The organism is Acidovorax sp. GW458-11-26-14-TSB4 (assembly GCF_059423865.1).
In genome coordinates, this window is record NZ_JBWKYR010000004.1 from 244,499 (window position 1) to 269,352 (window position 24,854).

The following is a 24,854-nucleotide window of genomic DNA, read 5'->3' on the forward strand; positions in this document are numbered from 1 at the left end:
ACCATGAACCATCTGTTGTCGCTGTCCATGTCCCACACCCAGAAACCCCGCCTGCGCATGTTCGCTTCGCCGCTGCGGCTGGCGACCCTTTCCTGCCTGCCGGTGCTGCTGGCGGCCTGCGGTTCCGTCACGCCCGTGTCGCTGACCCAGAACGAGATCGAGGCGCGCGTCACGTCAGACCGCAAGGCGATCTATGCCGGCCAGGAGCCGGTGACCGCACCCATCACCTTCCACGAGGCATCGGCCCGGGCGCTCAAGTACAACCTGGACTACCGCCTGAAGCTCATGGAGAACGCGCTGGCCAAGAACCTGGCGGACTCTGCGACCTATGAAATGCTGCCCCGCCTGGTGGCGGGTGCGGGCTACGCCTCGCGCAACAACGATTCGGGCGGCAGCTCCATCGGCATCCAGGACCGCATCGAGTCGCTGCGCCCCTCCACCTCGCAGGAGCGTGACCGCACCCTGGCCAACCTGACCTTCTCGTGGAACGTGCTGGACTTCGGCGTCTCGTACTACCGCGCCCAGCAAAAGGCCGACCAGTTCCTCATGGCCGAGGAGCGCCGCCGCAAGGTCGCGCAGAACGTGCTGCAGGACGTGCGCAACAGCTACTGGCGCGCCCTGGGCGCGCAGAAGCTGATCGGCCGCGTGGACGCGCTGCTGGCCCGGGTGAACACGGCGCTGGCGCAGGCCCGGCAGGTGGAAAAGGAAGGCCTGATGCCGCAGAGCCAGGTGCTGGCCTACCAGCGCGCGCTGCTGGACGCGGTGAACCTGCTGACCCTGCGGCGCCAGGAGCTGGAGCTGGCGCGCGCCGAGCTGACGGCGCTGATGTCCATCCCGCCCGGCACGGCGTACACGCTGGCTGACGAGCAGGAGATCGCGCTGCCCCCGACGCCCACCAACATCGAGGCCCTGGAGCGCATGGCGCTCGAAAAGCGCCCCGAGCTGCTGGAGGAGTCCTACCGCAAGCGCGTGACCGAGAACGACATCAAGGCCGCCAAGCTGCTGCTGTGGCCCAACCTGAGCGTGGATGCCGGCCCGAGCTACGACTCCAACAAGTACAACTACAACAGCAACTGGGTGGACGTGGGCGTGCGCCTGTCCTGGAACGTGCTCAAGCTGGCCCAGCTGCCGGCGCTGGAGCGTGCCCACAAGGCCCAGAACGAAACCGACGACCTGCGCCGCATGGCGCTGTCGATGGCGGTGCTGACGCAGGTGCGCGTGGGCGTGCAGCGCTATGACCTGGCGCTGTCGGAGCTCAAGTTCTCCGAGGAGAGCCTGGCCGTGGACAGCCGCCTGCTGAGCTTCTCGCAAAAGGCCGCGAAGACCCAGTTCGACTCGCGCCTGGAAGTGATCCGCGCCGAGGCCCGTGCGCTGCTGGCCGAGTACCAGCGCTACGCCACGTACTCCAATGCGCAGGCTGCGTGGGGCCGCCTGTACAACTCGGTCGGCCTGGATGTGCTGCCCCAGGCCATCGCCAGCCACGACGTGCAGTCGCTGGCCCGCGCCATGGAGACCACGACCAGCGGCTGGCAGGCGCAGGTATTCAAGACCGGCACGGCCACGGCCCCCGGCGCGGGAGGCCAGTGATGGCGGCTCGTTTCGCACCGCGCGGACCGCGCAGCGCTGCCGCCGTGCTGATGCTGCTGTTGGCCACGGCGACCGGCGCGTGGGCGCAGGCCCCCGCCGCCCGGCCGGCCCCGGCCGGGGAGGGCGCGCTGCAGCTCAAGCCGGCCAGCCTGTCGGTGCAGCCCGCCGCAGCGCGGCCTGCCGCGCCGGGCGCGGCGCCAGCGGTTGTCGATGCCGGCACCGGTGCCATCCGCGTACTGCTGGCGCCTGAGCTGGAGACCACGCTGGTCTCGCAGATCGTCGGGCGCATCTCGTCCCTGAATGCCTCGCTGGGCAAAAGCGTTCCCAAGGGCGCGGCCTTGGTGACCTTCGATTGCAGCGAGCCCTCGGCCCGCCTGCAGATGGCGCAGGCCGAGCATGCGGCCGCCAAGGAAACGCTGGACGTGAAGAGCCGCCTGCATGAGCTCGAAGCCGCCGGCCAGTCCGAAGTGCAACTGGCCGCCGCCGCCAGCGACAAGGCGAATGCCGCCATCCGCCTGTCGCGCGCGCAGATTGCGCAGTGCACCGTGGTGGCGCCGTTCGCAGGCCGCATCGTGCGCCTGCACGTCAAGCCCTTCCAGGGCGTGAATGCCGGTGCGCCGCTGCTGGAGATGGTGAGCGAGGGCCCGCTCAAGGTGCGCCTGAACGCGCCCTCCCGGATCCTGCGCACGCTGCGCGAGGGTGCCCCGTTCGAGGTCAGCATCGACGAGACCGGCAAGACCTACCAGGCCAAGGTCACGGCGATCAACGCGCGCGTGGATGCCGTGGCGCAGACGGTGGAGCTGGAAGGCAGCATCGCCGGCAAGAACCCCGAGCTGCTGGGCGGTATGACCGGCGTGGCCCGCTTCAAAGACCTGCCGTGAATGCGATGACCCCATGAGCGCCCCTGCAGCGCAGGTCCAGCCGCGCCTGGCCGATATCGTCACCGCCCTCGAAGCCCGCGCGCGCGCTGCCAACACGGTCAGCGAGCTGGGCTTTGGCATCGCCAACGACAGCTACGGCCTGCTCGGTTTCCGCCAGGCCCTGCTGTTTGGCGGCGACAGCGCAGGTGCCACGCTGCTCACGGTGTCGGGGCTGGCGCGCCCGGCCGAGGACAGCCCCTACCTGATCTGGCTGCGCCGGGCCTGGCCCTGGCTGCGTGCCCAGTGCGAGGGCGACGGGCCGGCCTGGATCGCCCAGCCCGGCCCCGCCAGGGGCATGCCGGCCGGGCTGCTCGATGGCTGGCAGGAATGGTGGCCCGCCGGGGTGTGGGTGCAGCCGATTGCCCGGCGCTCGGGCGAGCGCCTGGGGTGGGCCGTCTTCCTGCTCGACGCCGCACCCCCCGCACCCGTGGCGCAGGCGCTGGCGCGGCTGGCCGCCACCTGGGGCTATTGCTGGGAAATGCTGGCGGGCAAGCCGCGCTCGTCGTGGCGCAGCCGCTGGAGCGGCCTGGGGCGAACGCGCCGGTATGCGCTGCTGGCGGCCGTGGTGGCGCTGCTCTTCATCCCCGTGCGCCACTCTTCGCTGGCGCCGGCCGAGGTGATCTCGCTCGACGCCCAGGCCGTCACGGCGCCCATCGAGGGCGTGGTCAAGGCCATCCACGTGCGGCCCAACCAGAACGTGAGGGCCGGGGAGGTGCTGTTCTCGCTGGACGACACCACCTTGCGCAACCGGCTCGAAGTGGCGCAGAAGTCCGTGGCGGTGGCCGATGCGGAGCTGCAGGTGGCCACGCAGAAGGCCTTCGACAGCTTCCAGAGCAAGTCGGACCTGGCGCTGCTGACCGGCCGCGCGAATGAAAAGCGCGCCGAGCTCGAGGCCATACGCGCCCAGCTGGCGCGCGTGGACATCGTGGCCCCGCGCGCGGGCGTGGCGGTGTTTGCCGACGCGGACGAATGGCTCGGGCGCCCGGTGACCACGGGCGAGCGCATCATGCTGCTGGCCAACCCGGCCAAGCCCGGGGTGATGATCAACCTGCCCGCGGCGGACGCGATTGCGCTGGAGCCCGGGGCCACGGTGAAGCTGTTCCTCACGGTGATGCCGCTGGCCCCGTTCGACGCCAAGGTGTCCGAAACCAGCTACCAGGCCATCGTCACGCCCGAAGGCGTGGCCAGCTACCGCCTGCGCGCCGTGTTCGACGAGGACCCGGGCCGCACCCAGCAGGCCCGCATCGGCCTGCGCGGCACGGCCAAGATCTATGGCAGCCGCGTCTTCCTGGGCTACTACCTGCTGCGCCGGCCCCTGGCCTCGGTGCGCGAATGGACCGGCTGGTGAACAGCCCCGACGCGGCGCTGCGCGGCCTGCCCCTGCGCGAGGACCTGCGCCTGCACGAGGCGGCGCCCGACAGGGACGGCGCCCCGGCCTGGTCCATCCAGGACCCGGTGACCAACCGCTTCTTTCGCATCGGCTGGCTGGAGTTCGAGTGCCTGGTGCGCTGGCCGGGCGACCCCGATGCCATCGCCCGCGACATTGCCGAGAACACCCCCCTGTATGCCGACCGGGAACTGGTGGAGGACTTCGGCCGCTTCCTGGCACAGCACCAGCTGGTGCGCCCCTCGGACCAGGCGCTGGCCCGGCTGGCGGCCAAGGCCGGCGGGCCGGGCTGGCTGCACTGGCGCTGGTGGCTGCACCACTACCTGTTCATCCGCATTCCCCTGGTACGGCCCGAGCGCTGGCTGGCGGCGCTGCTGCCCTTTGTGCGGCCGCTGTGCTCGGGGCCGGGCATCGCGGCCATCGTGCTGGCCTCGCTGCTCGGCATCGTGATGGTGGCGCGGCAGTGGGACAGCTTCACCCATGGCGTGATGGACATCCTCTCGCCCAGCGGCATCCTGGGCTTCCTGATCGCGCTGGCCGTCTCCAAGACCCTGCACGAGCTGGGCCATGCCTTCGTGGCCACGCACCACGGGGTGCGCGTGGCGCACATGGGCGTGGCGCTGGTGGTGCTGTGGCCCATGCTCTACACCGACACCAGCGAGTCCTGGAAGCTGCGCACGCCGCGCCAGCGGCTGGCGATCTCGTCGGCCGGCATTGCGGTGGAGATGGCGCTGGCGGGCCTGGCCACGCTGGCCTGGGCGCTGCTGGACGACGGCCCGCTGCGCCAGGCCATGCTCTACCTGGCGACCACCGGCTGGGTGCTGTCGCTGGCCCTGAACGCCAGCCCGTTCATGCGCTTCGACGGCTATTTCATCGCCTCGGACCTCCTCGACTACCCCAACCTGCACGAGCGCTCGGGCGCCATCGCGCGCGCCTGGCTGCGCCGCACCCTGCTGGGCTGGGACGAGCCCGACCCGGAGCCCGTGACCGCGCGCCAGCGCCGTGCGCTGGTGGGTTTTGCGGTGTTCACCTGGGTCTACCGGCTGGTGGTGTTCCTGGGCATCGCCGTCGCCGTGTACCTGATGTTCTTCAAGGTGCTGGGCATTTTCTTGTTTGCCGTGGAAGTGGTGTGGTTCATCGTGCGTCCCCTCTGGTCTGAAATCACCGTCTGGCGCCAGCGCTGGTCCGAGGTGCGCCCGGGCAGGCGCTTTGTGCTGTGGATGCTACCGGCCGCGCTGCTGGTCGCGCTGGCCGTTCCGTGGCCGACCCAGGTCGAGGCCTCCGGCGTGGCCCGCGCCGAGCGCCAGCAGCTGGTGTTCGCCCCGTTTGCGGCGCGCGTCACGCGCGTTGCGCCCGGCGGGGCGGTGGGGCAGGGCGCCCCGCTGGCCCAGTTCGAGGCGCCCGACCTGGCCGCGCGCGAAGTGCGCACCGATGCCCTGGTGCAAGCGCTGCAGCAGCGCCTGACCGGCCTGGTCGCGGACGAGCGCGGCATGGAGCAGCAAAAGACCGCCACCGGCCGGCTGCAGGAGCAACTGGCCGAAGCCGAGGCCGTGCTGGAAGAGACCGGCCGCCTGCAGATCGCCGCGGACTTCGCCGGCCAGTGGGCCGATGTGGACCCCGCCGTGCAGCCCGGCACCTGGGTGGGCACCAAGACGCAACTGGGCGTGCTGCTCGACCCTTCGAGCTGGGTGGTGGACGCCTATGTGGAGCAGCGCGAGGTCGAGCGCATCGTGCCCGGCGCGCACGCGCGCTTTCGCCTGCACCAGCAGTGGAACAGCGTGGACGCCACGGTCGTCAGCATCGACACCACCCGCACCGCCCGCCTGCCCCACGCCATGCTGGCCGCCCGCTACGGCGGGCCCATCGCCACGCAGACCGAAGGGCAGTCGGCCACCACCCCGGTGGAGGCCCTGTACCGCGTGCGGCTGCGCCTGGCACAGCCCCTGCCCCAGGCCCGGGAGGCGCGCGGGCATGTGAGCATCGAGGCCGAGGCGCAGAGCGTGCTGCTGCGCACCTTGAAGCGCCTGGCTGCGGTGGCGGTGCGCGAGAGCGGGTTCTGACCAGCGCCCGGTGGCCGGCGCAGGACGGTCTGCGCAGGTGGAGGGGCAGGCCCTGCATCGCGCCGGAACGGAGGCCCCGTGGTGTCCGCAAGACCGGGCTGAAGGCATGGCCTGCCAAATAAAACATGCCTTTGTCACATTCCTGCGCTAGAAATCGCCCTGGTGCAACGCCAACCGCCTGGCGCGGTTCAACCAACGGTGCGTGGCGGATGCCGTGCGCAAGGAGGGGGTATGTCGTCGATCATGGGGCGCATTCTGGAGGCGCGGCACGCGCTGTGGCGGCAATCCGCCAAGCGCTGGGCCGAGCGCACGGCGCAGCGCGAGGAGGGCCTGCGGCGCATTCGCGACAAAGGCATCGGCGCGGCCGACACGCCCAAGCGGCAGGTGGAATGGACTGCCCGCGAGGCGCGCAAGCTCTCCGGCACCAGCCGCTTCACCGAGCGCACCATCAACGGCACCTGGGACCCGGTTCCCTTCGCCCCCAGCGTGCAGGCGGGCAAGGCCGCCGCGCCGGTCGCGCGCATCGTGACCCTGCCTGGCCGCGGGTATGAGCCGCAGGGCGTGGCCACGGGCTTCCTGGTGCACCCCTGCCTGCTGCTCACCAACCACCATGTCTTCCAGGTGCGGGGCGATGCGGCGGGTTTCGCCGCCAATTTCCACCATGTGCGCGACGACAAGGGCGTGCGGCCCGGCAAGCACTATGAGCTGGACCCGGAGCGCTTCTTCTTCTCCGACGCCAGACTCGACTTCGCGCTCGTCGCGGTGAAGGAGCGCGGGCTGGAGAACGAGCTGCTGTCCGAACTGGGCTTTCTGCGCCTGGTGGAGGCCACCGGCAAGGTGCTGACCGGCCAGCCCGTCAACCTGGTGCAGCACCCGGGCGGGGGCGAGCGCCAGTTCGCCATCTCCGACAACAAGCTGGTGGACATCCTGGACAGCGGCTACCTGCAGTACGAGGCCGACACCGACCGCGGCTCCTCCGGGTCGCCGGTGTTCAACACGGACTGGGAACTGGTGGGCCTGCACCACTCGGCCGTGCCCCGGCTCAACGCGGCCGGCGAGATCATGACGCAGCGCGGCGGCGTGTGGCAGGAGGACGGCGATGAGACCGAGATCGCCTGGGTGGCCAACGAAGGCACGCGCGTGAGCTTCATCGTCGAGCGGCTGCGTGCGGCGCAGGTGTCCGTGGCCGAGCAGCCGCTGCTGCAGGCGCTGCTCGCGTCCACGAGCGACCCGGTGCAGCAGCCCGCAGCCTACCTGGAAAGCGCATCCCTTTCCACCCCCCTTACCGGAGCGATGCCCATGGGCCCCGTCCAGTTCAACTTCAGCGGCCCGGTCACCATCCACCAGTACTACGGCGAGGTGCCGGGGGGCGTGCGGCCTGCTGCCGGGGCGGCGCCCGCGCCAGCGCCCGTGGTGGCCGTGGTGGCTGCTGCCGCACCGCCGGCCCCTGCCGCTGCCGAGAAAACGCTGGTCTTCGACCCCGGCTACGCCGAGCGCAAAGGCTACGACCGCCGCTTTCTGGGCCGCAGCATCGCGCCGCCCCAGGTCGTCGATGCCGACCTGCTGGCCCAGATGTATTCCATCGCCGATTACCAGGCGTTCCACGCCGAGTATGCCGACGTGCCCGAGCTCGACCTCAGCGAGGCGGGCGACACGGCCCAGCCGCTGGAGCTGCGCTACCACCACTATTCGCTGGCCATGAACAAGAAGGCCATGATGTGCCAGTGGACCGCGTCGAACGTGGACTACCGCGACATCGCCCGCCAGGACACGCGCCCGCGCGCCGCCCTGGGCGGCGAGAACTGGCGCCCCGACCCGCGCGTGCCACCCGACTGCCAGCTCTACAACCAGGACATCTACCAGCCCGCCCGGCGCGTGGACCGGGGCCACGTTGTGCGCCGCGAGGACAACTGCTGGGGTGCGCCGGGGCTGGAGACGGAGTACGCCAACTCGGACACCTACCACTGGACCAACTGCACGCCGCAGCACGAGGCCTTCAACCAGGAGCGCCCGCGCGACGGCAGTGGCCAGAACGTGTATGCGCCCGGCACCACCGGCATCTGGGGCCATTTCGAGGTGGAACTGGCCAAGCAGATCGAGGCCGGTGGCGGCAAGGCGGTGCTGTTCGCCGGGCCCGTGTTCCAGGGCATGCTGGGCGCCCAGGGCCTGGGCACGGCCGGGGTGAAGGTGCCGGCCCGCTTCTGGAAGGTGGTGGTGGTGCGCGCATCGCGGCGCAACGACGCACCGCTGCAGGCCTACGGCTACGTGTTCGACCAGACGCCGGCGGTGAAGGCCTATGGCCTCACCTACGAGGGGCTGGAGCTGCCCGAGTTCAAGGCGCAACGCGCCACCCTCGCCCAGATCCAGGTGCTGGCCGGCGTGGTGTTCGACCCGCAGGTGCTGGCGGCGGACCAGGCACAGGCCTGAGCCTGCAACCTGCCTGATTTCGGTGGCGGGCATGGCTGCCTGCCGCTCGACAGCGACCGCTGGGCAGCCAGGGGCAGGCCTGCTAGCATCTGACGCCATGCAGGATTGAATCGCACAGGCAAGCCATGGGTTTTCTTCAGCGCCTTTTCTTGTCGGACCGCGCCAGCCGCCGGATGGCACACCCTGTGCTGGGCGACCTGCTGCTCATGCGCACCAAGTCAGGCGCCTATTGGGAAGGCGAAACCGAGCTCGGCGGCCGGCCCCTCACCCTGGCCATCGAAGCCCCCGGCGAGGCGGAACCGGTGCCTGCGCAGGTGGCGTTCTTCGAGCGCTATGTCCACTACCCCGAGGCAGCCTTCCACAAGGCAGAGGACCTTTTGGTGGGCGAGTACGAGGACTGGGTGCGCCGGCCGTTTCCGGCCGACTGGCGCGAGGCCTTCGCCTGGGTGGCCCTGTCCATTCCGGCCGATGGCGACGAACTGAAGCCCTGGGATCTGTCGTTTGAATGCCTGCAGGACGGCACGGCGCGGCGCCATTTCACCTGTTTCATCGAGCGCGGGCATGTCGTGCGGGTGGAGGTGAGTGGGTAGCTGGGCTCGCGGCAGCCGTGAAAACGCCTTCATGTCCCTGAAGAGCCCCCTCCATATCCCTTTTCTCGGCCACACGCAGTCCTTGAGCCCTCGCCCTGCGCGCAGGAGGTGGGCGCGACTGGGGTGAATAGCGTGGCGCCGATGGTTGGTGTTATGGCGCGTTCTGCTAGTCTCAAGCCGTGTCGCGCTGCCTAGACTTCTGTTCACCGCCTGTTCACCACCGCAACGGGCACCACCACCGAACAGAGGAACCCTATGAGCACCATTCTTGTCACCGGCGCATCGTCGGGCATGGGTAAGGAAACCGCCAAGCGCTTGCTGCGCGATGGGCATACGGTCTACGTTGCCGCACGCCGACTCGATCAGATGCAAGACCTCCAAGCCATGGGCGCGATCGCATTGAAGATGGACATCACGCAGGACGACGACATCGTCGCGGCGGTCCAGACCATCACCGCTGGCCACGGCGGCGTGGACGTGCTCATCAACAACGCCGGCTTCGGCATGTACGGCTCGGTCGAAGAGACCAGCATGGCCGACGCGCGCTACCAGTTCGAAGTCAACCTTTTCGGCATGGCGCGTCTGACACAACTGCTGCTGCCGGCCATGCGAAAGAAGGGTGCGGGCAAGATCGTCAACCTGTCGTCGATGGGCGGCAAGATCTACACCCCGCTGGGCGCCTGGTATCACGCGACGAAGCATGCCATCGAGGGCTGGAGCGACTGCCTTCGCATCGAGCTGGCACCTTTCGGCATCGACGTGGTCATCATCGAACCCGGCATCATTGCGACCGAGTTCGGCAATGTCTTGCTCAACCCCATGTTGAAGCGTTCCGGTCAGGGCCCGTACAAGGCGCTTGCTCAGGGCATGGCCAAGGGCACACGCGATTCCTATGGCAAACCCGGCGCGGCCTCGCCGCCCTCGGTGGTGGTGGACGCCATCGTCGAAGCCATCGCAGCCAGGAAGCCGCGCACGCGCTACGCCGTCGGCAAGCTGGCGCGCCCGATGATCCTGCTTCGCAAGTTCTTCGGCGATCGGGTCTTCGACAAGGCCATCATGAGCCAGGTCGCCTGAGCGCATTCCCCAAGGAGACAGGCATGACACAAGCCAAGACCTTCCCCGTGGAGGCCGGCTGGCGCACCTTGCTCAAGGATCTGGGCGTGAAGCCGGCCGACGTGATGCGCCGCGCCGGCTTGCCGGAAGATCTGTTGGCGCGCCCGCAGGTCGGGCTGGGCACGGCTGAATACTTCAACTTCTGGCGCAGCCTAGAAGCAGCCGTGGGCGACCCCCTGTTCCCGCTGCGGCTGGTCGACGCGATCACGCCCGAGATCTTCTCGCCGCCGATCTTCGCAGCGCTGTGCAGCCCGAATCTGCGGCTGGCCACACAACGCCTGTCTCACTACAAGAGGTTGGTGGCGCCGATGGCGCTGGACGTGTCGGTCGACGAGCGTGGGGCCTTGACGCTGTGCCCGCGCTGGCTGGACGCCAGAGTCACGCCACCGCTGGCCGTGGTGACCAGTGAACTGGCGTTTTTCGTGCGCCTGGTGCAAATGGCGACGCGCGAACCCATCCGGGCCGTTCAGGTGACCATGCCCACCACCCCGGAACCGCGGCTTGCTTACGAACGCTACTTCGGCGCGCCGATCCGAAAAGGCAAGGCGGCCAGCATCACCTTCTCAGCTTCCGACGCCGAACTGCCGTTCCTGACCGCCAACGACGGGATCTGGCAAGTCTTCGAGCCCGATCTTCGCCGCCGCCTGATGGAACTCGACGCGACGGCGTCCACGAGCGAACGTGTGCGCGCCCTGCTGCTGGAGGCGCTGCCCAGCGGGCAGGCATCGATGGACGCTGTCGCCGGCCGCCTTGCGATGAGCAAGCGAACGCTGCAGCGTCGGCTGGGAGAAGACGGTGAGACGTTTCAGTCGCTGGTCAATCAAATCCGTGAGGCACTGGCGCGCCACTATTTGTCGCAGACGACGCTGTCGAACAGCGAGATTTCGTTCCTGCTCGGCTTCGAGGACCCGAACTCGTTCTTCAGGGCCTTCCACGGCTGGACCGGCTGCACACCCGATGGGTTGCGACACGGAACGGCCAGCTGACGAACGGCCGGTCTATGCAACAGCGAAGGTCTGCAAGGGGTCGATAGCGGGTGCCGGCCGTACACCTGCGAATACCCGCTTCCAGCCTGAGTCCGCCTGTCCGAATTCCAAGGTTCAGAGGCATTCGGCTTCGGGTCGATTCCCGGCCTGCATCAAAATATGCGGTCACAGTCCATCCGCCAGGTCTTCCACAGCGACCCCAGAACCCCTGAAATAGCCGTTTTCCCCCGGAACTGGGACAATACGGGGATATGAGCGAAGTACTGTCCCCCACGAAAACACCCAAAGTCGGCTTTGTGAGCCTTGGCTGCCCCAAGGCCCTCACGGATTCCGAACTGATCCTGACGCAGTTGAGCGCCGAGGGTTACGAGACCTCCAAGACCTTCCAGGGGGCGGATCTCGTCATCGTCAACACCTGCGGCTTCATCGACGATGCCGTGAAGGAAAGCCTGGACACCATTGGCGAGGCGCTGGCCGAGAACGGCCGTGTCATCGTCACCGGTTGCCTGGGCGCGCGTGCCGGTGAAGACGGCGGCAACATGGTGCGCCAGATGCACCCAAGCGTGCTGGCCGTGACCGGCCCGCATGCCACGCAGGAGGTGATGGATGCCGTCCACCTGAACCTGCCCAAGCCGCACGATCCCTTCATCGACCTGGTGCCCGGGGGCTTCGGCGTGGCGGGCATCAAGCTCACGCCCAAGCACTATGCCTACCTCAAGATCAGCGAGGGCTGCAACCACCGCTGCACCTTCTGCATCATCCCCTCGATGCGCGGCGACCTGGTGTCGCGCCCCATCGGCGACGTGCTGAGCGAGGCCAAGGCCTTGTTCGAAGGCGGCGTGAAGGAGCTCTTGGTGATCAGCCAGGACACGTCTGCCTACGGCGTGGACGTGAAGTACCGCACCGGCTTCTGGGACGGCAAGCCCGTGAAGACGCGCATGCTGGAGCTGGTGCAGACCCTGGGCGAGATTGCCGAGCCCTATGGCGCCTGGGTGCGCCTGCACTACGTGTACCCCTACCCGAGCGTGGACGATGTGCTGCCGCTGATGGCCACGGGCCGCGTGCTGCCTTATCTGGATGTGCCGCTGCAGCACAGCCACCCCGATGTCCTGAAGCGCATGAAGCGCCCCGCCAGCGGCGAGCGCAACCTGGAGCGCATCCAGCGCTGGCGCGAGGTCTGCCCCGAGCTGGTCATCCGCAGCACCTTCATCGCTGGCTTCCCCGGCGAAACGGAGGCGGAGTTTGAGCACTTGCTGGATTTCGTGCGCGAGGCGCAGATCGACCGCGCGGGCTGCTTTGCCTACAGCGACGTGAACGGCGCCGCCGCCAACGAGCTGCCCGGCATGCTGCCCATGGAAGTGCGCGAGGAACGCCGCGCCCGCTTCATGGCCGTGGCCGAAGAGGTCTCCATCGCCCGCCTGCAGCGCCGCGTGGGCGCCACCATGCAGGTGCTGGTCGATTCGGCCCCCGGCCTGGGCCGCAAGGGCGGCGTGGGACGCACGTATGCCGATGCGCCCGAGATCGACGGCACGGTGCAACTGCTGCCGCCCGAGAAGATCAGCAAGACCATGAAGGTGGGCGAGTTCACGCGCGCCCGCATCGTGGGCGTGCGCGGGCATGACTTGATCGCCCAGCCGATCTGACCCTCCGATGCGGATGCTGCGCGCATGCCTGGTCCTGGCGGCTGCCCTGCTGCTGAGCGGGGCAGGGCATGCCGGCTGCTCCGAAGACTGGACGGGCCGCTCCGCCACCCATGAAGTCACCGTCAACGATGGGGGCTGTGAATACGGCAAGCTGATGCTGTGGGTGAACCCGCTTCGGCCCGCGGCAAAGCAGCCGCTTGCCGCGGCCCAGGCTGCCGCACCGGGCGTGGTGGTTCCCTTCGACAGCCAGTGCCAGCTGGCCCCGGACATGGTCTCCGGCTTTGCCTGCCGTGCCGATGGCAGCACGGTGCTGGCCGGCACCACCTACCGCCGGGTGCCCGGCAACAAGAAGGTTTGCGGCGACCGCCACTGGCCCGTGTACCGCTGCGTGCAGGGCTGCCGCCAGGCGGGTGTGCCGCAGGTCTTCAGGATCGAACCGTACGAGTGCTGAGGCGGGCCCTGTCCGGGTCCACCACCGACTGCAGCGGCCGGTGACCAGCACCTCCTCGGCGCTGCCGGCTGCATCGGCCAGGCGCCAGGTGGCGCGGGCACTGGGGTCGCGAAACGTCACGCAGTCGTGCGCCACCAGGTCCTGCAAGACCTGGGGCGTGCCCCGCGCGGCCAGGTAGGCCGGGCTGGCCACGATGGCGCCATTGCGGGACTCGATCAACGCGATCCCCGAAAAAAGTGTTAGCAGGCCCTGGTCAGGTCCCGCGTACATCCCTAAGCTCGGGGGTGTTCATCATCACCCTCCGTGCCGAGGGTGAATATGCAGGGAATTTCTGATTTCATATGAATGCCAGGGTCGATGGTTCCCATGTGCTGCCTGAAAATATTCTGGACGTATCGCCGCTGCAGCGGCAGTGGAATGGTGTTTCCCTCTGCGTCACGGAGTTTCATTGCGACGGCAGGGTGATTCACCCGTTGCCCGGCAGTGGCCAGGCGCGCCTGAGCGTGGTGCTGGAAGAAACCGGCGCGCATGCCGAGCCGCGCCTGCATGAAAGCACGCCATGCCCCATTGCCTACCAGCGCAGGCAGATGCTGTATGCGCCCGCCGGCTTGCAGGTGTGGGGTTTCAGCGCCCATGCGCACTATGTGAAGGACGCCACGCTGGAGTTCGACTTTGGCGCGCTCAGCGAGCGCCTGTCCTCACGGCTCGACGCTTGCGCGGCCGAGGTCCCCCGGCTGCGGTTTGTCGACGACCGCATCTGGGGCATCGTGCGGCTGTTGGCCGAGGTGGTGGATGACCCCGACCCCTCCATGCAGCTCTATGGCGACGGGCTCACTGCGGTGCTGGCCGCACAGCTCTTTTTGAAACCGGCCGAAGTTGCCTCGCCGGCGACCGCGCGCCTGGCTCCCTGGCAGCTGCGGCGGGTGCTGGACTACCTGGAGACCAGCCTGCCGGACCATGTGACCCTGGGCGAGCTGGCCAGCCTGGTGGGGCTGTCGCAATGGCACTTCAGCCGCGCGTTCAAGGCCTCCACCGGGCTTGCCCCGTACCGCTGGCAACTGGAGGCACGCATCCGCCGCGCGCAGTCCCTGCTGCTGGGTACTCAGGCATCGCTCGACGCCATTGCGGAGGCCACCGGCTTTGCCGATGCGGTGCATTTCGGCAAGACCTTCCGGCGCATCGCCGGCACGGCGCCGGCCACCTGGCGGCGCGAGCGAAAGTCGTAGATGGCCTGCCGTCAAACTGGATGGATGAAGCTGCTTGTGCACTTGCCTGCCCGCCTGCTGCGGCTGCATGGCCTGGGCGCCCATCCCCAGGTGGAGGTGCGCCTGTTCCACCCATTTCCCGCGCGCGGCTGCGTGGGCCAGCGGTTCGCCGCCTGAACAAGATGTTCAGCGCCGACAGTGCGCTGGCCGTTGCCGGTGGCCGCAACGTGGGTGACGAGTACTTTTTGCGCAGTGCGCAGTACAACTTCTTCGACTGCGACGTGCTCATCGCCGGCCCGGTGGTCCCGCAGATGGCCAGCCTGTTCGACGGGTAGTGGAGCGCGGCGCAGGTGCGCACGCTCGGCTCGGTGCAGCGCCCGCCGGCCCCCGCAGAGCAACTGCGCCAGGCGTTCGACCAGCGGGTGGACGGGGTGGCTGCCCCAGATCCCGCCACCGGGGCCGACCGGCAGGGGCGCCTGCCGCCCACCGCGGAGCTGGCCGCAGGCCGGGTGGGCATGGTGTACGGCCAGGCCCAGGCCTTGGCCGATTCGCCCGCCAAGGCCTGGGGCGATGTGGAGGCGGCGCAGCTGCCGGGTGGCGCGCTGCTGGACAACAGCCGCCACCTGCTGCGCGCGGAGTTCCAGAAGGCACGCCGCAGCATCGAAAGGCCATGCAGGCCACGCTGTGGCGACGGTGGGGCCTGCTGTTGCATCCCCGTGCATTCTTGCGGGTGAATACCCCGATGCAAGCACCGCAATTTCAGACAGCGAAGCGCAAATTTGGCCATTGCCGGCCCATGCCCCCTCGGGGATAGTTGCGGCAACGATTGTTGAAAGGTTGCCATTGACGAATTCGATTATTGAAGGGGCCGGGGACATATCGACTGCCACCGAATATCCAGCAGGACTGGTATTCGATGCAGCGTTCGATGAATTCTCGGTTCGATTGAAAACGCTGCCCGGCCGCGAAATGCGCTTCGATATTGCCGACGGGCCGTTTGCGCGAACCGAAACGGTCCGTTTCGACGTGACCACGGTGCGCCCCGGGGTATTCCTGGTCAGCTGGCAGGAGGCGAGCCGCGCCACCGTGGTGCACCTGGAGGATTTTGTGCAAATGGTGCTTCACTCCTACGCCACGCTGCCCGATGGCCGCTTCCTGAAGATGCAGGCGCCCATCCGCATGGTGGGCCAGGGCACGGGGGCCGCGCAATGACGGGGCGCGCAGACAGCAACCCGAACCGGGCCCTGGTGCTCGAAGCCATGACGGCCCTGTTCCAGCGCCGGGATGCCTCGGTGGTCGAGCGGCTGTATGCGCCGGGCTACGTGCAGCACAACCCCGGCATACCGCAGGGGCGCGAGGCACTGGCCGCGCTGGTGGCGCAGTTGCCGCCAGAGGTGTACTACGAACCCGGCATGGTGATCGCCGAAGGGGCGTACGTCGCCATCCACGGGCGCATCCGCGGCTGGGCGCCCAAGCCGCAGGTCGTGGTGGACATCTTCCGCATCGAGGACGGACGGCTGGCCGAGCACTGGGACGTGCTGCAGGACGAAATCCCGCCCGGCGCCGGCACGGCGGGCGTGGCCATGTTCTCGGCCGACGAGTCCGCGGTGCAGGCGGCCACCAACCAGACGCTTGAAGCACCCGAAGACGCCGCGGTGGACTACGACGCGCTCATGCAGGGCAACCTGGCGCGCGTGTTCAGCGAGCGCGATGCCGCGCGGCGCATGGTGGCAATCCAGGCACTTTACGCTGCCGATGCCGTGCTCCATGAACCCCATGGCTCGGTCACGGGGCACGCAGCCATCGGCCAGGCCGTGTCGGCATTGCTCGCCAACCTGCCACCGGATTTCCGCTTCACCGGCGTCGGGCCGGCCGTGGGCCACCACGGTACCGGACGCCTGCGCTGGCAGGGCAGCCTGCCAGGCGGCGGCATCGCCGTCACCGGTACGGACGTGGCCCATTTCCAGGGCGGAAGGATAAAGACGCTGTTCGTCTTTCTCGACCCCTCGCACTGATTGCCCCCAACCCGACCCGAGGAGTCTTTCTGATGCCCGCAAGCCCCAAAGTCGCCAAGACCGGCCCCATTCGCATCGGGTACTGCCTGTCGCTGACCGGCCCGGTGGCGGCGAACGCGCGCTCGGCGCAGTTGGCGCACGCGATCTGGCTGGAGGATGTGAACCGCCGCGGCGGCCTGCTGGGCCGTCCGGTGGAGCTGGTCTGCCATGACGACCATGCCGACGCCGCTGCCGTGCCCGCCTTGTACCAGCGCCTGCTCGACGAAGACCGGGTGGACCTGGTGATCGGCGGCTACGGCACCAACAGCATCGCCCCGGCCATGCCGCTGGTGATGGAGCGCCAGCGCTTCTTCATCGGGCTGCAGGGCCTGGGGGTGAACAGCGCCCTCGGCTATGCGAACTACTTCGCGATGATCCCCACGGGGCCGGACCCCAATGCGGCGCTGACCGAGGGCTTCTTCGCCCTGGCTGCGCAGCAGGTGCCGCGGCCACGCACGGTGGCCCTGCTGTCCGCCGACGCCGTGTTTGCGAGGAACCCCATCGTGGGCGCCCGGCAGAACGCCGCGCGCTTCGGCTTCGAGGTAGTGCACGAGGCGGTCTACCCGCTGGCCACGGAGGACTTCACCCCGGTGATGGACGCGGTGGCCGCGAGCGGGTGCGACCTGCTGTTCATCTGCTCGTACCTGCAGGATTCCATCGCGCTGGTGCGGGCCGTGCATGCCCACGCCTACCGGCCGAAGATGGTCGGCGCCTCGATGATCGGGCCGCAGGCCACGGCGGTGAAGACCGCGCTGGGCCCCCTGCTCAACGGCTTCGTCAACTACGAGTACTGGGCGCCCAGCCCGGCGCTGATGTTCCCGGGCGTGCAGGACTTTCTCGCCAGCTACCAGGGCCGCGCGGCCGATGCCGGGGTCGACCTGCTCGGCCACTACACCGCGCCGCTGGCCTACGCGCAGATGCAGGTGCTGGAGCAGGCCGTGCAGGCCACCCAGGGCCTGGACGATGCGCGACTGGGCGCCCATGCGCGTGCCGCGACCTTCGACACGGTCATGGGACCGGTGCGCTTCGGCCCCGGCGGGGAGTGGGCCGTGCCGCGCGTGCTGCAGGTCCAGTTCCAGGGCATTGCGGGCCATGCGCTGGGCGAATTCCAGGGCGGGGCAGGGCAGGCCGTGGTCTGGCCACCCGAGCTGGCCTCGGGCCCGCTGGTCTACCCGTATGCCGCCGCGCGCACGCCCTAGCCAGCACTTTTCGCTGCAACTTTTTGGCACCACCACAGAAGAAACCCATGAAGATCAACCCCACCACCACCACCCTCCTGGGCGCTGCCGCCCTGGCGCTTGCCTTCAGCACAGCCCAGGCCCAGACCGAGTCGCGCGAGCAGGTGAAATCCGAAGCCAATGCCGCCAATGCCGCCGGTGCCATCCCGCGCGGCGAAAGCACCAACCAGCAACCCAAGCTCGACTCCGCCAAGACACGTGCCGACCGCAAGGCCGAAACCGCGGCAGCCAGGGAGCGTGGCGACATCGCGCGTGGGGGCGAGGCGCACCCGGTCGATGGCAAGGTCAAGCCCAGCACCGATGGCCGCAACCGCGCCGAGGTGAAGGCCGAGACGAAGGGCGCAGTCAAGGCCGGGCAGATCACCTCCGGCGAGAAGAACTGAGCGGGGCGCGCAGTCCGGGCACAATGGGCCCACCACGGGCTGCCTGCTGCTGCAGGCGGCGCGAGTCCACCCACCCATCCTGGCGCCGGGCGGGCGCCACCCTCTTTCTTTTCCCGGAACGGCGAGATACATGCTGCGCACTCTGATCGGTCTTTGGTTCGGCCTGGTGGCCGGCATCTCTGCCGCGGCACCCGCAGCCGCGCCGGTGCGCGGAGAGATCGACGCCTTGCTGGCCGCGCTCCAGACCTCGGGCTGCGAATTCCAGCGCAATGGCTCCTGGCATGGGGCCGCGCAGGCCAGGACGCACTTGCTGCGCAAGCTGGAGTACATCGAAAAACGGTCCACCCTGCCCAGCGCAGAAAAGTTCATCGAGCTGGCTGCCTCGTCGAGCAGTGCCTCGGGCCAGGCCTACCAGGTGCGCTGCAGCGGCACGGTCCAGCCCAGTGCCCAGTGGTTCGGCAAGCAACTGGAGAAGATCCGCGCCGCGGGCGGCCCGGCCGCCCCCTCTGCCGCCAGGTAAGTGCACCGGGCCCACGCGCCCGGCCAGCCGCACCGCAGTCCATAAGGCGGCGCCCTGTCATGGTGCGGCGGGCCACGGGCCCCAGGACCATTGCGTGGCCGCAGGCTACATAAATCTTTACACATTTGCGCGGTGCCGCCGGGCCGGCAATCCCTGCGGATACGCGCGGTTCAGGGCACACTCCGGGCATGGCGGCAGGGCATCCGCCGGGCCTGTGGCGCACCGCCGCAAGGGCCTGTTCGCCTTGTCCCGAAAAACACAACAACACGACACAAGCCGACCCGCCGCCCATGCGCCTGTTCAGCAACGCATTGCGCGTCTCGATGCTCGAGGCGCGGCTGCTGCGCAGCTTTCCCAAGCTGCGCTGGTCCCTGCTGGGCGTGGTGGTGATCCCGGCGTTCTACGCCTTCATCTACCTCGAATCGGTGTGGGACCCCACCAGCCACACCGGCAACCTGCCGGCCGCCATCGTCAACCTGGACCGTGGCGCCATGGCCAATGGCCAGGCGGTGAACCTGGGCATGGACCTGGCGCAGACGCTCAAGGACAAGCAGCAGTTCGGCTTCTACGAAGAGGGCGACCCGGACGCGGCCCGGCGTGCCGTGCGCCAGGGCAAGAGCCTGTTTGCGCTGGTCATTCCCGCCGACTTCAGCGCCGGGGCCATGGCTGCGGGATCGCCGGGCGCGGGCAAGCTGGTGGTGTTCGCCTCGGAGGGTAACAACTACGCGGGTGCGGGCTTTGCCAAGCGCTTTGCCGAGGAGCTGGGCCACCAGGTCAACGAATCGCTCAACGAAAAGCGCTGGGAGGTGGTGCTGGGTGCCAGCTCCTCGGCGGCCGACAGCCTGCAGCGCCTGCACGATGGCGTGGCCCGCCTGCGCGCCGGGGCGGTGGCGCTGCACAGCGGCATGGGCAAGGCCGAGGGCGGCTCGGCCCAATTGGCCAAGGGCGCGGCAGACCTGTCGAGCGGCGTGGCGCAGTTGGGCGACGGCATGAAGCAATTGGGCACGGGCGCGCGCACGCTCGATGCGAAAAAGCCCGAGGCGGCGGACCTGCAGGCCTTGAAGGCCGGCGCCACGCAGTTGGCCAGCGGCCAGGAGGAACTGCGCCGGGCCCTGCCGCAGCTTGAAGACGGCGCCCAGCGCCTGGCCGATGGGGCGGGGCAGTTGCGCGACGAATCCAAATCCCTGCTCTTCGGCGGCGACAAGGTGTCTGGCGCCGCGGGGCAACTGGCCGATGGTGCCACCCAGCTGCACGGCGGCCTGCAGCAGGCCAGCCAGGGCCAGGCGAAGCTGGCCGAAGGGGCAGGGGCCTTGTCCCAGGGCGTGGCCCAGATGGCCGACGGCTTTGGCGCCTACGCGGCCGGCGCTTCGACCCTGGCCGCCAAGGTGCCGCCCGATGCGAAAGTGGACCAGTTGGTGGACGGCAGCAAGGCGCTGGCGGGTGCTGCCAGCGAGCTGCGCACGGGCCTGCTGAAGGTGAAGGACGGGTCTTCGCAACTGGTGCTGGGACTGGATACGCTCGAAGCCTCGCTGCCCTCGGGCGGCCCTGGTCTCGAGGGCACGGCCAGCGGCCTGGCGATCTCGGTCAAGCCGCAGATCGAGATCGATGCACCGGTGAAGAACAATGGCACGGGCCTGGCACCCAACTTCATCCCCATCGCGCTGTGGCTGGGCGCGGTGATGACGGCCTTCATCTTCCACCTGCGCCGCCTGCCCGAGGAGGCGGCGGGCTATTCGCGCGTGTCGCTGCTGCTGGGCAAGCTCTGGGTGCTGTGGAGCGTGAACCTGCTGCAGGCGGCCTGCGTGCTGCTCATGGTGTGGCTGATGCTGGGGCTCAAGGCCGTGGACATGGGCGGGCTGGCGCTGTCCATGGCGGTCACCTCGCTGACCTTCATGCTCGTCATCCTGGCGCTGGTGCGTGCCTTTGGTGACGTGGGCAAGGCCATTGCGCTGATCCTCATGGTGCTGCAACTGTCGTCCGCCGGCGGCGTGCTGCCGGTGGAGCTGACCAGCGCCTTCTACCGCGACATCAGCCCCTGGCTGCCCTTCACCTGGTCCATCAAGGCCGTGCGCGCCAGCGCCTTCGGCGCCCTGGGCGGCGAGTGGGGCACGGCCCTGGCCGTGCTGGCCTTGTTCGCGGCCGGGGCCTTCGTGTTCTCGCTGCTGGTGGGGCAATGGCGCTTCGTGCCGCCGGAAGAGCACAAACCGGCCATGGATATCTGAGCCACGCTGGCGCGCGCTGGCCGGGGCCGCTGGGGCGACGGGAGGGCAGGCAGGTGATGGGGGCTGGTGTTAGATTCGTCCGGCCCTCATCCGCTCTCTCGCTCGCTGCACGAACCCATGTCTGCCCTTCTGTTCCTGCTGGTCGTCCTGTTCTGGGCGGGCGTCGTGTCGACGTTGGCGTTCAAGCTGGTGAAGCGGATCCCGGTGCCCATCGGAGCGAGGGTGGCGGCGTGGCTGGTGGCCGCACCCCTGCTGTTCTTGGCGCCCATGGCCGACGAGATTGCCGGCGCCCGGCAGTTCGAGGCGCTGTGCCGGCCCGAGAACGCCTGGCAGATCCACTTCCGGGTGGCCCATGCGCGCGACCTGCGCCAGGTCCACAAGGGCCATGGCACGGTGGCCGGCCGGCTGATGATCCCCATCCGCGTGGAGCAGACGGACTACCTGGACCGCAGAACCGGCACCGTGGCTGCATCGGTCAAGGCCTACCGCACTGAGGGCGGCTGGTTCTCGCGCAAGATACTGGGGGGCTGGGGGCCCTGGTTCGGGCGCGGCGAATGCGCACCGTTGCCGGGCCAGGTGCGCCAGTTGCTGACCATGGCCGGCACGGTGTGACTGGGCGGCCCCACCAGGTCAGCGCTGCAGCACCTGTTCCGGGCGCTGCAGGTAAAGGGCAAAAAACTCGCTGAGCGAAGCCGCCACGCGCACGGGCGGGCTACCAAGCTGCAGGGAGTCGGCAAATACTTCCGACTGGCCGCTGTCTGTGGTGCGGAGCCGAAAAACGTGGCTGTGGGTCAGGAAGTCGGCAAACTGCACACCCCATTCGGAGGGCGGGCCCTGGTTGGCACGTTCGACCTCGCCGAGCGACCACAAGCGCCAGAACTCGCCGTCCATGGTCGCCATGCCGCCCAGGGTGGTGTACAGGGTGAGCACTTCGGCGGTGGCGGGTTGGCCCAGCCGTGAAAACACGGCCTCGATGTGCGCGGGATCGCTGGGCGGCAGCATGTCAGCGCCGTCGATCCGCCAGCGGGGAAGGAGTGCTCGGAGATCGGCAGACAAGTCCATGCTGGATTGTCCGCTGGTATTGTGACGCCCGCAAGAATTCAACGGGCCCCGGGCCCCCGTGCGCCCAGGGCAGATGGCGCCAAGGCGTACACCCGGCCGCAGGGCCCCGACGGGAACCCGCCGCTCAGGCGAACTCAATCCCCTTGGCCGCCAACCCCACCAGATCGATGCGGGCTGCATTGAGGTCCAGATTGGCCGCCATCACCACCAGTTCGGCAGCACCGGTGCCCCCGGCCATCAGGTCGGTAAGCAGCTTGAGCTCACCGTCCGTGCCCGCGCGGCCCACCACACTGGTCCACAGCGTCTGCGCAATCTGCGTGGGGGTGCTCGCCCCCAACAGCTGCAGGCCCAGGCCCGCAACGGTTTGGCTGGTGGCGCCAGCGTCCAGCAGGCGGATCACCTCACCCACCAGGCCCTTGTTGGAAAGGGCCCCCGGTCCGGCCAGCGCGCCCAGCAGCTTGGCTGCCTGGCCGGCATTGCCGGAGAGGTCCAGCGCCAGCTTGGTGTCGCTGAAGCTGAACCGCTCCACATTTGTGACGCCCAGCATCGCCCCATCGGTCAGGCGCTGCAACGTGAAATTGCCCGCGCCGTTGGCCTGCACGAAGGTCTGGGCCAGCGTGGCCGGGATGACCACGGTGTCGATGCCTGCACCGCCATCCACAAACCGCGCCAGGCCCAATGCGGGGCTGACGGTGTTGTTGCCGGCATCGCCGTTCACGATGACATCGCGCACGGCATCCACGCGGATGGCCCCTGCGCTGGCCATGCCCTCCAGAAGTTGCGCAGCCGTCTTGCCTGCAGCCTGGGTCGGGAACACCTGGGCAAAGAGGGTGGCCACCTGCTCGGCGCTCTGGCCCGCAAGCGTCTGGATGATGGCCCCTTCGCTCTGCGTGAGATCGCGGCCCAGCCACTTCTGGAACAGGTAGGCCCCGGCTTCCTCGGCCGCGCTGTGCGCCACCGTGAGGCTGGGCCCGGTGGCAAAGCGCACCTGCTCCACATCCACCAGCCATTCCGAGACACCCGAGGCGGTATGGGTCAGCTTGATGCCTGCGCCCTCCAGGGTCACGGTGTAGTCGGTGCGCGCCCCCTCCTGGATCGCCACGTCGAAGCCGGTGCCGCCGTTGAGCTTGTCGCTGCCCGTGCCGCCGGAGAGCAGGTCATTGCCGGCGCTGCCAAACACGATGTCGTCGCCTGCATCGCCGTATACCTGGTCGTCGCCGGCCTCGCTGCCCACCACGTCGTTGCCGGCGCCGCCATGGATCACATCGTCATCGGGGCCCAGCACGATCCACTGGGCCGATCCATCGCCGCTGGCGATGTTCTGGCCTGCTCCGCCGATGACCCTGACGGCTCCGATGATGAGAGCGAACTCCACCTTGTCCAGCTGGATCACGGAGCCCAGAGGCAGTCCGCGCGCGTCGATCACCACGGCTTCCTGGCGGTCAGGGTGCGCGGTGCTGCCTTCGCCGGTGCCGTCGGCACCGGTGATGGCGATGGGCTGGCCCGGTGCGATGCCCGGGGTGGTCGCCAGGGTGATAGTGCGCACGACGACCTGGCCCGCATTGGGCACGGTGGCCAGGTAGTAGTCGATGGCGTCCACCAGCCCGCCCGCTCCAGCGGCCCCTGCGGCGGTGACAAGCTGCAGGCGCAGCGCCGCAGGGCTGGTGGCCTGCTCGGAGCCTTGCGATGTGGCGCCCGCCCCGGTGGGCAGGCCTATCTGCAGCAGGGTCTCACCATTGCTGGTGGCCAGCGGTATGTCGGCCAACTGCGGGTTGGGCGTGCCTGCATTCTCGGGCCGGCCGCTGGTGACCGGTGCAATGCTCTGCGTGGTCGTGGTGGAGCCATCCGCGTTTTGCACGGTGCTGGTCTGTACGGGGGTTCCGTCCACCACGGTCGGTGCCGGTGACGGCGCAGGTGGCGCTGGGTCCGGGGCGGGCGCGGGGGCTGGGGCGGCCACCGTGGTGAAGTTCAGGCCTTCGGCATCGGAGATGCCGGCAAAGGCGTTGCCAGCGCCGTCCTGGAAGGCCAGGCTCCCGACCTGCAGGTAGTAGCTGGTACCGTAGGCCAGGTCGGCATGGGGGTCGATGGTGACCGCAGCGCCGGTGATGCTCAGGCTGCCGTTCAGGCTGCCCTCGCCGGATGTGACATCGAACTGCTCGATCAGCGTGCCGGCGCTGTTCTTGAGCAGCACCAGGCCTTCCCCTGCCACCACGTTTTCGGAGAAGTTCAGCATGAGGTTGGCGGTGGTACTGAAGCCGGCGGCATTGTCCAGCGGCGTGCTGGAGGACAGCACCGGTACCACTCCGTCTATGGCCAGGGCCTGGTTGTTACCCAGCGAGTTGGCCGCGCCGGGCGCTGCCAGCGTAAGCGTGCTGGCGTTACCCGCCGCATCCTTGATGGTGCCACCATTCAGCGCCAGCGCCGCCGTGCCCAGGTAGTCCAGGTCTGCCGTGGTGTCCCCGGCCTGCACGGTGTATGTGAAGGTCAGGGCACTGGTGCCGCTGCCGCTGGCATAGTTCACCACCTGGTCGATGGCACCGGTTTCCAGCGTGAGTTGGGGCGTGCCCGTGACGGTGACGGCTTCGCTGAAATTGACCTGCAGGCTGACGGTGTCGCCCGCCTTGTAGGTGCCGTTGGCTGTGCTGGAGTTGACGCTGGTGATCTGGGGGGACACGCCGTCGATCACGATGGCCTTGTTGTTGCCCAGCGAGCTGGTCGCGCCGGGCGCCGCCAGCGTAAGCGTGCTGGCGTTGCCCGCCGCGTCCTTGATGGTGCCGCCGTTCAATGCCAATGCCATCGTGCCCAGGTAGTCCAGGTCGGCCGTGGTGTCACCGGCCTGCACGGTGTACGTGAAGGTCAGGGCACTGGTGCCGCTGCCGCTGGCGTAGTTCACCACCTGGTCGATGGCACCGGTTTCCAGCGTGAGCTGGGGCGTGCCCGTGACGGTGACGGCTTCGCTGAAATTGACCTGCAGGCTGACGGTGTCGCCCGCCTTGTAGGTGCCGT

At 68.8% G+C, this 24,854-nt stretch carries 22 protein-coding genes; 20 read left to right on the plus strand and 2 right to left on the minus strand.

Translation table 11 applies throughout. The annotated features are described in order from the left end of the window. The first annotated feature begins 3 nt into the window (after positions 1 to 3). The 20 genes from AC07X5_RS11675 (at position 4) to AC07X5_RS11770 (ending at position 21,398) form a co-directional block, all read left to right on the plus strand. Positions 4 to 1,587 (plus strand): TolC family protein, encoded by a 1,584-nt coding sequence (locus AC07X5_RS11675; protein WP_494770279.1) that lies wholly within the window; start codon positions 4 to 6, stop codon positions 1,585 to 1,587. Next, positions 1,587 to 2,468: an efflux RND transporter periplasmic adaptor subunit gene (locus AC07X5_RS11680; RefSeq protein ID WP_494770280.1), complete on the plus strand. Its 882-nt coding sequence runs from the start codon at positions 1,587 to 1,589 to the stop codon at positions 2,466 to 2,468. The genes AC07X5_RS11675 and AC07X5_RS11680 overlap by 1 nt, the downstream gene beginning before the upstream one ends. A 13-nt stretch (positions 2,469 to 2,481) precedes the next feature. Then, complete coding sequence (locus AC07X5_RS11685; RefSeq protein WP_409956080.1) at positions 2,482 to 3,855, plus strand: efflux RND transporter periplasmic adaptor subunit; 1,374 nt, start codon at positions 2,482 to 2,484, stop codon at positions 3,853 to 3,855. Beyond that, positions 3,852 to 5,954 (plus strand): site-2 protease family protein, encoded by a 2,103-nt coding sequence (locus AC07X5_RS11690; protein WP_494770281.1) that lies wholly within the window; start codon positions 3,852 to 3,854, stop codon positions 5,952 to 5,954. Before AC07X5_RS11685 ends, AC07X5_RS11690 begins: the two co-directional genes overlap by 4 nt. Positions 5,955 to 6,185: 231 nt before the next feature. Next, a complete protein-coding gene (locus AC07X5_RS11695; protein ID WP_494770282.1) occupies positions 6,186 to 8,381 on the plus strand; it encodes a DNA/RNA non-specific endonuclease in 2,196 nt (731 codons plus the stop codon). A 173-nt stretch (positions 8,382 to 8,554) separates the two neighbouring features. Further along, positions 8,555 to 8,971: a hypothetical protein gene (locus AC07X5_RS11700; protein WP_494770283.1), complete on the plus strand. Its 417-nt coding sequence runs from the start codon at positions 8,555 to 8,557 to the stop codon at positions 8,969 to 8,971. A 255-nt stretch (positions 8,972 to 9,226) separates the two neighbouring features. Next, positions 9,227 to 10,045 (plus strand): oxidoreductase, encoded by an 819-nt coding sequence (locus AC07X5_RS11705; RefSeq protein ID WP_494770284.1) that lies wholly within the window; start codon positions 9,227 to 9,229, stop codon positions 10,043 to 10,045. A gap of 23 nt (positions 10,046 to 10,068) precedes the next feature. Continuing rightward, the gene (locus AC07X5_RS11710; protein WP_494770285.1) at positions 10,069 to 11,070 is read left to right on the plus strand and encodes an AraC family transcriptional regulator; all 1,002 of its coding nucleotides are present in this window, start codon (positions 10,069 to 10,071) and stop codon (positions 11,068 to 11,070) included. Between the two features lie 251 nt (positions 11,071 to 11,321). Next, the gene (rimO, locus tag AC07X5_RS11715) at positions 11,322 to 12,713 is read left to right on the plus strand and encodes a 30S ribosomal protein S12 methylthiotransferase RimO (RefSeq protein WP_494770286.1); all 1,392 of its coding nucleotides are present in this window, start codon (positions 11,322 to 11,324) and stop codon (positions 12,711 to 12,713) included. A gap of 7 nt (positions 12,714 to 12,720) precedes the next feature. Next, entirely contained in the window at positions 12,721 to 13,164 is a 444-nt protein-coding gene (locus AC07X5_RS11720) for a hypothetical protein (protein ID WP_409956087.1), read from the plus strand. Between the two features lie 461 nt (positions 13,165 to 13,625). Next, the gene (locus AC07X5_RS11725) at positions 13,626 to 14,390 is read left to right on the plus strand and encodes a helix-turn-helix domain-containing protein (RefSeq protein WP_494770287.1); all 765 of its coding nucleotides are present in this window, start codon (positions 13,626 to 13,628) and stop codon (positions 14,388 to 14,390) included. Between the two features lie 161 nt (positions 14,391 to 14,551). Further along, complete coding sequence (locus AC07X5_RS11730; RefSeq protein ID WP_409956089.1) at positions 14,552 to 14,704, plus strand: phospholipase D-like domain-containing protein; 153 nt, start codon at positions 14,552 to 14,554, stop codon at positions 14,702 to 14,704. A 15-nt stretch (positions 14,705 to 14,719) separates the two neighbouring features. Beyond that, positions 14,720 to 15,103 (plus strand): hypothetical protein, encoded by a 384-nt coding sequence (locus tag AC07X5_RS11735; RefSeq protein WP_409956090.1) that lies wholly within the window; start codon positions 14,720 to 14,722, stop codon positions 15,101 to 15,103. Between the two features lie 109 nt (positions 15,104 to 15,212). Then, on the plus strand, positions 15,213 to 15,581 hold the full coding sequence (locus tag AC07X5_RS11740; protein WP_409956091.1) for a MoaF-related domain-containing protein: 369 nt from the start codon (positions 15,213 to 15,215) through the stop codon (positions 15,579 to 15,581). Further along, positions 15,578 to 16,384 carry a nuclear transport factor 2 family protein gene (locus AC07X5_RS11745; protein ID WP_409956092.1) on the plus strand — a complete coding sequence of 269 codons (807 nt, stop codon included), beginning with the start codon at positions 15,578 to 15,580 and terminating at the stop codon, positions 16,382 to 16,384. Before AC07X5_RS11740 ends, AC07X5_RS11745 begins: the two co-directional genes overlap by 4 nt. A gap of 32 nt (positions 16,385 to 16,416) precedes the next feature. After that, positions 16,417 to 17,622 (plus strand): amino acid ABC transporter substrate-binding protein, encoded by a 1,206-nt coding sequence (locus tag AC07X5_RS11750; RefSeq protein ID WP_494770288.1) that lies wholly within the window; start codon positions 16,417 to 16,419, stop codon positions 17,620 to 17,622. A 47-nt stretch (positions 17,623 to 17,669) separates the two neighbouring features. Beyond that, complete coding sequence (locus AC07X5_RS11755; RefSeq protein WP_494770289.1) at positions 17,670 to 18,044, plus strand: hypothetical protein; 375 nt, start codon at positions 17,670 to 17,672, stop codon at positions 18,042 to 18,044. A gap of 130 nt (positions 18,045 to 18,174) precedes the next feature. After that, the gene (locus AC07X5_RS11760; protein ID WP_494770290.1) at positions 18,175 to 18,564 is read left to right on the plus strand and encodes a DUF5329 family protein; all 390 of its coding nucleotides are present in this window, start codon (positions 18,175 to 18,177) and stop codon (positions 18,562 to 18,564) included. Positions 18,565 to 18,854: 290 nt separating this feature from the next. After that, complete coding sequence (locus AC07X5_RS11765) at positions 18,855 to 20,786, plus strand: YhgE/Pip domain-containing protein (protein ID WP_494770291.1); 1,932 nt, start codon at positions 18,855 to 18,857, stop codon at positions 20,784 to 20,786. 117 nt (positions 20,787 to 20,903) lie between these two features. Continuing rightward, a complete protein-coding gene (locus AC07X5_RS11770) occupies positions 20,904 to 21,398 on the plus strand; it encodes a hypothetical protein (protein WP_494770292.1) in 495 nt (164 codons plus the stop codon). Between the two features lie 18 nt (positions 21,399 to 21,416). Here the strand turns inward: AC07X5_RS11770 and AC07X5_RS11775 are convergent, their stop codons facing one another. Beyond that, positions 21,417 to 21,848, minus strand: coding sequence for a hypothetical protein (locus tag AC07X5_RS11775; protein WP_409956098.1), 432 nt, complete (start codon positions 21,846 to 21,848; stop codon positions 21,417 to 21,419). Between the two features lie 124 nt (positions 21,849 to 21,972). Further along, the coding region (locus tag AC07X5_RS11780; RefSeq protein ID WP_494770293.1) for an Ig-like domain-containing protein at positions 21,973 to 24,854 on the minus strand (2,882 nt) is incomplete at its 5' end.

Excerpts from the sequence above, each read along its gene's own strand:
- AC07X5_RS11710 (WP_494770285.1), top strand. The coding sequence starts at position 10,069 with ATGACACAAGCCAAGACCTTCCCCGTGGAGGCCGGCTGGCGCACCTTG.
- AC07X5_RS11705 (WP_494770284.1), top strand. The coding sequence starts at position 9,227 with ATGAGCACCATTCTTGTCACCGGCGCATCGTCGGGCATGGGTAAGGAA.
- AC07X5_RS11720 (WP_409956087.1), top strand. The coding sequence starts at position 12,721 with ATGCGGATGCTGCGCGCATGCCTGGTCCTGGCGGCTGCCCTGCTGCTG.
- AC07X5_RS11750 (WP_494770288.1), top strand. The coding sequence starts at position 16,417 with ATGCCCGCAAGCCCCAAAGTCGCCAAGACCGGCCCCATTCGCATCGGG.
- AC07X5_RS11675 (WP_494770279.1), top strand. The coding sequence starts at position 4 with ATGAACCATCTGTTGTCGCTGTCCATGTCCCACACCCAGAAACCCCGC.
- AC07X5_RS11775 (WP_409956098.1), bottom strand. The coding sequence starts at position 21,848 with ATGGACTTGTCTGCCGATCTCCGAGCACTCCTTCCCCGCTGGCGGATC.
- AC07X5_RS11755 (WP_494770289.1), top strand. The coding sequence starts at position 17,670 with ATGAAGATCAACCCCACCACCACCACCCTCCTGGGCGCTGCCGCCCTG.
- AC07X5_RS11700 (WP_494770283.1), top strand. The coding sequence starts at position 8,555 with ATGGCACACCCTGTGCTGGGCGACCTGCTGCTCATGCGCACCAAGTCA.
- AC07X5_RS11770 (WP_494770292.1), top strand. The coding sequence starts at position 20,904 with ATGTCTGCCCTTCTGTTCCTGCTGGTCGTCCTGTTCTGGGCGGGCGTC.
- AC07X5_RS11760 (WP_494770290.1), top strand. The coding sequence starts at position 18,175 with ATGCTGCGCACTCTGATCGGTCTTTGGTTCGGCCTGGTGGCCGGCATC.
- AC07X5_RS11730 (WP_409956089.1), top strand. The coding sequence starts at position 14,552 with ATGTTCAGCGCCGACAGTGCGCTGGCCGTTGCCGGTGGCCGCAACGTG.
- rimO (WP_494770286.1), top strand. The coding sequence starts at position 11,322 with ATGAGCGAAGTACTGTCCCCCACGAAAACACCCAAAGTCGGCTTTGTG.
- AC07X5_RS11685 (WP_409956080.1), top strand. The coding sequence starts at position 2,482 with ATGAGCGCCCCTGCAGCGCAGGTCCAGCCGCGCCTGGCCGATATCGTC.
- AC07X5_RS11695 (WP_494770282.1), top strand. The coding sequence starts at position 6,186 with ATGTCGTCGATCATGGGGCGCATTCTGGAGGCGCGGCACGCGCTGTGG.
- AC07X5_RS11765 (WP_494770291.1), top strand. The coding sequence starts at position 18,855 with ATGCGCCTGTTCAGCAACGCATTGCGCGTCTCGATGCTCGAGGCGCGG.
- AC07X5_RS11745 (WP_409956092.1), top strand. The coding sequence starts at position 15,578 with ATGACGGGGCGCGCAGACAGCAACCCGAACCGGGCCCTGGTGCTCGAA.
- AC07X5_RS11680 (WP_494770280.1), top strand. The coding sequence starts at position 1,587 with ATGGCGGCTCGTTTCGCACCGCGCGGACCGCGCAGCGCTGCCGCCGTG.